This is a genomic window from Mycolicibacterium austroafricanum (genome assembly GCF_000612725.1).
Classification (GTDB): domain Bacteria; phylum Actinomycetota; class Actinomycetes; order Mycobacteriales; family Mycobacteriaceae; genus Mycobacterium; species Mycobacterium austroafricanum.
This window is the reverse complement of record NZ_HG964453.1, coordinates 724,694-731,378: the sequence shown is the minus strand read 5'-3', so window position 1 is coordinate 731,378 and position 6,685 is coordinate 724,694. Positions and strand designations below refer to the sequence as shown.

Sequence of the window (6,685 nt, the reverse complement as noted above, 5' to 3'; positions counted from 1 at the left end):
GTGGCGGGGTCGGGCCGACACACCGGCGCAAGGGCGGCCAGTGCCTGGGCCAGGACGATGATGTGATCACTGGCGGTGTTGGAGCCGGCGTTACCGGTGCGCAGCAGCCCGGCCAGAGCTTCCCCGCCGGCGATCTCGGGGCGGTCCAGAAACGCCAGCAGCGGGTGCAGGCCGAACGTTTTCTTCCAGGTCGGGGCCGCGCCGTGCTTGTTGTCGGAGTGATCGATGACCAGGGTGGCATCGATGTCGATGTGCAGCCAGTCATCGCCGGTGGGTGCGGCTCCGGCGGCCCAGGCCGCCGCGCGCGCCGCGGCGCGCGCTGCTCGCACTGCGGGTAGGTGGGCGGCGTCGATGCGCTCATCGACCAGTCGCCACATCGTGGTGGTGGAGGCTTTCGCGCCGAAGGCGTGCTCACGATCCCCGCACAACTGGCCGACGGCGTCGATGCAATCGGCGCCGTCGGCGACCGCGGCCGCCAGGTCGGCGAACACCTCCCCGGGCGCATACACCCACGGGCCGCGGTAGGTGTCGGCCAACGCGGCGGTCACCTGCGTCGATAGCCCGGTCCAGTCGGCGAGTTCGCGCAGCATGGCCATCCCGGCATGCGACACGACGCCATGGCCGTCGGCGGACACTTTCACCCGTGATGTGGTCGCGATATTCTTCACCTGCGAGGTGCCTTTCCGCTGGAACGATCCGAACCTTAGACAAGTCCGATTATTCCTTGCAGGACAGGCACTTTCGCTTATCTACACACCCTCACCAGCAACAAACCACGAAAAATCCGGGTTAGCCGCGACTTTCGCAGCGGACAGAGTGGCGTAGGTACCAAGCGCACGCCAACCAAAAGTCCCCGGAGACGTCTCACCCGCCACGTCGACGAACCACAGCGTCCATTTCCGGGCGAGCCAAGTGCCGCGACGCCCGCGCTCGATGGAGTAATCGCCACCGTCGTATTGAGCTTCGGCGTACGGCTTCGGATCGACACGCTTAAAGGTCAACGACCCCGTCTGACCCGCCATTTCCTTGTCCCCCTGCACTAGACTTGTCATGCTCTAGCGCTACTCGCGAGCATGATAAATTTGCAAGTCGTAACTCGCCTACCTGGCCTAATCGTTTCCCGAGACCGTACTGGCTTATTCATGGTCCCCGAGTTCAGACGAGTCCACGGTTACCCTCGCCATGTAGGCACTAGCTCGAGTGATAAGTTCTGTCACAGCTGGATCCAGGAGCTCTGCGACTGTGGTATTCAAGCTCCTAGCGTATGCGACTACAAGATCGTGATCCTCTCTACTAACCCGCTTCGCTAAAACACTTGTGTTCAAGCGCTTTTCGCGATATCGCCAGTTACGGCGGCGGCCGCTAGCGCCCTCGGACATTGCACTCCGTACTAAGAATGCCCGCTAGAGTCAGTCCGCTCATTCTTCGTGCAGCCAAGCACTCTTGCTATTGAGGCAACAGGACACGGCCTCGGGCGATGCAACTTTTAGGTCGCGCAGTTCCAAGACGCACTCCTCGAAGCTGAACCCTCCGTCAGCCAGTGCCTTCATCCATGCGATGAGTGCCCGTCCCTCATTGGCCTGAGAAGCACGAGCCCAAATCCGCCCATAGGTGACCGCCACCGAATGTGCGTAAGCTTCACGAACCACAGTCGAAGCGTCGTCGAAGAGTGCCTGTGAGATCGAGGCATACCGCTCCAACTCGTCAGTGCAAATACCGCAAACACAGAGATACAGTGCCGCGTTTGTCACTTCATTACGCCAAAGGTCCTGCAAAGTTGAGCCATGCGCGCTTCTTGATTGAAGGACGTGTAAATAGTCTGCGCCGATCACGTATGTCGTTGACTGGATCGCAGCCCCATGGCTGCGTGGCGTTACCGACACATCCCGGGCGCTCATGCCGCCCTCGAAAGAGGAGGCAAGGTCGACGCACGCGCCCCCAAGAAGCCTCCAAAGCTCCATCAGGTAGTCAGCATGCTGCGTGAGCGGGTATGCCATGAACACCGACCCGTCAGGTAGGACCTCGGCGGTTGAAACCCCGAAGGAGCGTGCCCAGACTGCTGCTTGCAGAATGACATCTGCAAGTGCGCCATGTCTCCTGCCGAGCTCGAATCCGCGGTTATTTGCCTGACTCAATTCATCGTTCACAACATGCCTCCGTGACTTCGGAGAAGCCTCCCGGACCCATTGTCGCCGTCGCCACAACGACGAGGCGCGCGCGTTCGACGGGACTCAGCTGGCCATCGCCAGAAGTCTGCAGCCGACGTGGTGCGGTACACACCCCCAGGCTACCGGTACAGCGCGGTGGTTGACCACTAGTCCAAAGGTATTACCTAACAACAGCACTGGTCGGCCCAGCCGAGGGTCGGAGAAGCATGCGTTCGTGGACTAACGAATGCTTCAGCAGTGCACAACAAGTCCAACTAATAGTCAACTAGCGCTCAACTAGTGATCAACCCTGCTGCTGCAGAGTTATTTTCGGGTTGTCCGGCTCGCATGGGTAAAACACAGAGGACGCATGTCTGCGGTCCTTGGGCAGATGAATCTGATGCCCCCTTGCGCAGACGACTGGCCGGTGGGGGCGAAGCGCCCCGCGCCGTTCCGGATTCGCCCCGTGTCCGGGCAGGATGAGGACAAGCGTCGAAATATGAATGAAGTTGCCCAAGGTGGTGGACGCCGTTTCATCTGTTCAACTACGTTCCGGTTAACCCGAGATTGCTACAGCTCGTGACAGCCGGAGTGAACTTGCACGACGTCCGTCCGGGCGGTCGCCTTGGGCCGTTCGAGAGAGTTTGGAAGTGAATGATCGACGCAATGACGTTGGTAAGTGGGGGCGATAGATGAGTTGGAAAGCACTCAACTGGGCAATAAGTATCGAGGTCTCGACTCCGATCGAGCGTCTTATCCTCGTGCTGCTAGCGAACCGCGCAGACGAGAGCCTCTCCTGCTACCCGTCCCTCGGTACCCTCGTGTCGGAATCTCGTGCTGCGCGAAGCACGGTCCTAAAGGCGCTCAGCAAGCTGGAAGAGGCCGGGCTCGTTGTACGAGTTGCCCAGTACCACAAATCCGGAGCCAGACGCCCAAGTCATTACAATCTCAATCTTCCGGATGCGACGCACTCGCGGCCCAGTCTTGATGTCGGACTCCCACAGTCCGCCTGAGGTGAGCCCCGTGTAGTGGTCCAGTCGTTGTGGGACTCTGTTGCCCGAGTGTTTGGGCAGGAAGAATCGACGACGACATGGCATCGAACAAGCGCCGGCGGCATACCCCGGATCAGATCATCCGCAAGCTCGCCGAAGGCAACAAGCTGCTGGCGACCGGCCAGGAGCTGGCCGAGGTGTGCCGGCATCTGGAGATCGCAGAATCGACGTGGCATCGCTGGCTGGCCCAGTACGGCGGCATGAAGGCCAACGACGCCAAGCGGCTCAAGGAGCTCGAGGCCGAGAACGCCCGGCTCAAGAAACTGGTCGCCAATCAGGCCCTCGACATCGACATGCTCAAGGAGATTTCGGCGGGAAACTTCTGACCCCGAACCGCAAGCGCCGCGCAGCAGAGATGCTGCGTGAGCGGTTCGGGGTCTCTGAGCGCCGAGCTTGCACCGTGGTCGGTCTGCACCGCTCCACGATGCGCCTGGCCCCGCCGTCGATCAGCACCGAGGAGACCGAGCTGCGGGCGTGGCTGCGCCGGTTCTCCACCGACAGGCCGCGGTGGGGGTGGCGCCGCGCTGCCAAGATGGCCCGCCGCGCCGGTTGGCAGGTCAACAACAAGCGGATCCGCCGGCTGTGGCGCGAGGAGGGTCTGCGGGTGCCGCAGCGACGCCGCAAGAAGCGGCTGACCGGCGTCGGCGTGGCCGTGGGCGCGATGTCGCCGATTCGTCCGAATGTCATCTGGGCGATGGACTTTCAGTTCGACACCACCGCCGATGGCCGCACCCTGAAGTTGCTCAACGTCATCGACGAGTTCACCCGCGAAGCCCTGGCGATCGAGGTCGACCGCAGCATCGACGCCGACGGCGTGGTCACCGTGCTGGATCGCCTCGCCCTGGTACACGGTGCACCGCGCTACGTGCGCTTCGACAACGGCCCGGAGTTCGTCGCGCACGCCGTGGCCGATTGGTGCCGATTCAACAGTGCTGGTTCGCTTTTCATCGATCCCGGCTCGCCCTGGCAGAACGCTTTCATCGAGTCGTTCAACGGCCGGCTTCGTGATGAACTGCTCAACTCGTGGCGGTTCGACTCCCTGCTGGAGGCCAGGGTGATCATCGAGGACTGGCGTCGTGACTACAACGCCAATCGGCCCCACACCGCCCACGGCGACCTCACCCCGGCCGAGTTTGCCCTACAGTGGGCCACGACCCATCAACCGAAAGTCGCATAACGACTGGACCACCAAACGGGTCCCCCTCACGCCAACGCGACCGGACCCGTCCAATCTCCGGACCGGGAAGGTTCACCTCCCGGACCGCCGGAGGTCCAATTCACGGACCCCTTGAACCCTTCAAGAGAACCACCATCCGAACCATCATCGGCCTCCGTACTGGAATCTCTTCCCACGCCGTGGCGAATTAGCAGCAGCGAAGCGAGAAGACTGTCACCGGCAATCGAAGAGGCTTTTGCGGCGGGCTGGACATCGCAAACCTTGGTGGCCCACCTTTCATCCCGGCCCGAGGGAGTCCGTAATCCCGCTGCCGTTCTCAAGCGGCGCCTATCTGAACTGCCTACCCCACCGCCCTTTTCCGTACGACAAAAGACCCCGTGGTGCGGCGAGTGCGAAGACCCCTCGTCGCGCACGATCACAGTCACAAAGTCGGACGGCACAGAAGCAGCCGAGTTCTGTCCACGATGCAGCCCGCAAAAGCAGTTCCAGCCCAGCGACAGATCGACGGTTCGCGGAGGGAGGTGAATCAAATGGATTCGAACGTATTCGATGAGCTTCCGCTCCTCTTAGCCGTACCACGCGCGGCGGCGATTCTGGGAATCAGTCGAGCTGCGGCGTACCGTCTCGCGGCGTCTGGCGAACTTCCCGTACGCAGATTGGGAGGGCGCGTCTACATCGTCACCTCTGAGCTACAACAACTGATCGCCTCGTAAGAAACTCTCGAAGTCGAGACGCAGTTTCGTGCACGCTTATCGTATTCGCCGGGTTATCCCTGACGGCAGGTCTTTTCGCCGGCCCGACGCAGCATGCAAGCGACCACAGTACAAACACCAGCAGGAGCGTGGATGACGACGACCGATAAACCACCCCCTAAACGCACCCGCCGCACAGAGCCAATTATGCGGCGCAACGCCAAGAACGGCGCAGTGAGCTACACATTCCAAGTGGACGTCGGGACCCACGCTGACGGCACCCGCGACAGACAGCGGTTCACTTTCTCCACGTTTGCGGAAGCCCGCCGTGAGTACCGAAAAATCTCGACGGAGGTTGCAGCGGGGACGTTCGTAAAAAGAGACCTCACCACCGTCGCCGAGTATTTGGGGAGGTGGCTCGACGGAAGACGCGACGTCAGGGTTAATACCCTTGCAGGGTACCGACATTCGTTGAAGCCCGTTATCGACAATCTTGGCGGCTTGGGTTTGCAACAACTACGAACGTCCGACATCGACGCCCTGGTAACACTGCGGCTTAATGGCACGCCGATTTCCCAGCGTGAGAGGCGCGGACGGCGCGCTGCTGAGGTATTAGCGTACTTGCGGTCAAGATCCGGCGGTGCCCAATACGCGGATGTTCGCGACGAACTCGGCAATCCTGGCGTCAAGGCCTTAGATCGGCTGGTCGCCTCGGGCGAGGTGATACGGCCTAGCCGCGGCCGATATGTTGCCGTTCGGGACAGCGATCCCGTGCAGTCCAAGATTCCAGGCAACGTTAGTTCCCGGACTGTCGTGACAATGCTCGTGGTGCTGTCGTCGGCCCTCGACGACGCTATGAGGGAGGGCCTTGTAGCCCGAAACGTAGCGCGTTTAGTGAAGAGGCCCGCGGTGGAGCATCACGAAATGGCCACTTGGACAGCAGAACAAGCGGTTCGGTTTCGCGAACATGTGCGCGGCGATCGGCTCGCCGCATGTTGGCTGCTGACCCTGGCAGGGCTTCGCCGGTCGGAAGTTCTAGGACTACGTTGGTCCGATGTTGACCTCGATGGCGGAACGGTCACCATCGCTCAGGGTCGTGTTGTAGCAGAAGGCCAAGGCACTATCACCGGAGACCCGAAGTCCAAGCGGTCTCGCAGGGCACTACCGATGCCCGCCGAAGTGCTCGCCGCACTGCGCGTCTTTAGGCTCCGCCAGTCTGAAGAACGCCTCGCCATCGGCTCGGAGTATCCCGACACCGGGTTGGTCGCCGTCAACGTGATTGGCCTCCCTATCCGACCGGAGACGTATTCAGGCGAATTCATGCGGCACGCGAAAGACGCTGGTGTGCCTTTAATTCGGTTACACGACGTTCGACATACTGCAGCCACCATGCTGCTCGATCGCGGAACAACACCCTCGGCTACTGCAAAATGGCTCGGCCATGACCCAGCGATTACGCTTCGGGTATACGGGCACGTATATGACGGCGCACTTGCGGCGGCAGGCGACACACTGCTTCGGGGCCACTAATTCTCGCGCCAGGGCGCCGAGCGATCAGCGCAAGGAGCCGTTTCAACACCGCGATACGCTGCAATAGCCGCCTTGGCGCAGTCACGC

Annotated in this window: 7 protein-coding genes; 4 read left to right on the top strand and 3 right to left on the bottom strand. The window is 61.4% G+C overall.

What is annotated here, in order from left to right; genetic code table 11:
- The 3 genes from BN976_RS17125 to BN976_RS32705 all read right to left on the bottom strand — a co-directional run.
- The coding region (locus tag BN976_RS17125) for an IS1380 family transposase (RefSeq protein WP_036372206.1) at positions 1-668 on the bottom strand (668 nt) is incomplete at its 3' end.
- 81 nt (positions 669-749) lie between these two features.
- Entirely contained in the window at positions 750-1,052 is a 303-nt protein-coding gene (locus tag BN976_RS33595) for a hypothetical protein (RefSeq protein WP_145977959.1), read from the bottom strand.
- A 366-nt stretch (positions 1,053-1,418) separates the two neighbouring features.
- Complete coding sequence (locus BN976_RS32705) at positions 1,419-2,147, bottom strand: hypothetical protein (RefSeq protein WP_011780914.1); 729 nt, start codon at positions 2,145-2,147, stop codon at positions 1,419-1,421.
- A gap of 692 nt (positions 2,148-2,839) precedes the next feature.
- Between BN976_RS32705 and BN976_RS32700 the strand changes: the two genes are divergently transcribed.
- The 4 genes from BN976_RS32700 to BN976_RS32685 all read left to right on the top strand — a co-directional run bounded on the left by BN976_RS32700 (position 2,840) and on the right by BN976_RS32685 (position 6,598).
- Entirely contained in the window at positions 2,840-3,160 is a 321-nt protein-coding gene (locus BN976_RS32700; protein ID WP_084182309.1) for a helix-turn-helix domain-containing protein, read from the top strand.
- Positions 3,161-3,237: 77 nt separating this feature from the next.
- Positions 3,238-4,376, top strand: a protein-coding gene (locus tag BN976_RS17115; protein WP_109489612.1) for an IS3 family transposase whose coding sequence is annotated in 2 segments (ribosomal slippage) — positions 3,238-3,508 and positions 3,508-4,376 — 1,140 coding nt in all. Because the reading frame shifts where the segments join, the coding sequence is not laid out codon by codon here.
- Positions 4,377-4,840: 464 nt separating this feature from the next.
- The gene (locus BN976_RS32690) at positions 4,841-5,089 is read left to right on the top strand and encodes a helix-turn-helix domain-containing protein (RefSeq protein ID WP_083767277.1); all 249 of its coding nucleotides are present in this window, start codon (positions 4,841-4,843) and stop codon (positions 5,087-5,089) included.
- A 132-nt stretch (positions 5,090-5,221) separates the two neighbouring features.
- Positions 5,222-6,598: a site-specific integrase gene (locus tag BN976_RS32685; RefSeq protein ID WP_235622060.1), complete on the top strand. Its 1,377-nt coding sequence runs from the start codon at positions 5,222-5,224 to the stop codon at positions 6,596-6,598.
- The last annotated feature ends 87 nt before the right edge of the window (positions 6,599-6,685 follow it).

Bases quoted from the DNA above. Each gene is read 5' to 3' on its own strand.
- BN976_RS32700 (WP_084182309.1), top strand. From the start codon at position 2,840: ATGAGTTGGAAAGCACTCAACTGGGCAATAAGTATCGAGGTCTCGACT.
- BN976_RS32685 (WP_235622060.1), top strand. From the start codon at position 5,222: ATGACGACGACCGATAAACCACCCCCTAAACGCACCCGCCGCACAGAG.
- BN976_RS32690 (WP_083767277.1), top strand. From the start codon at position 4,841: ATGCAGCCCGCAAAAGCAGTTCCAGCCCAGCGACAGATCGACGGTTCG.
- BN976_RS33595 (WP_145977959.1), bottom strand. From the start codon at position 1,052: ATGACAAGTCTAGTGCAGGGGGACAAGGAAATGGCGGGTCAGACGGGG.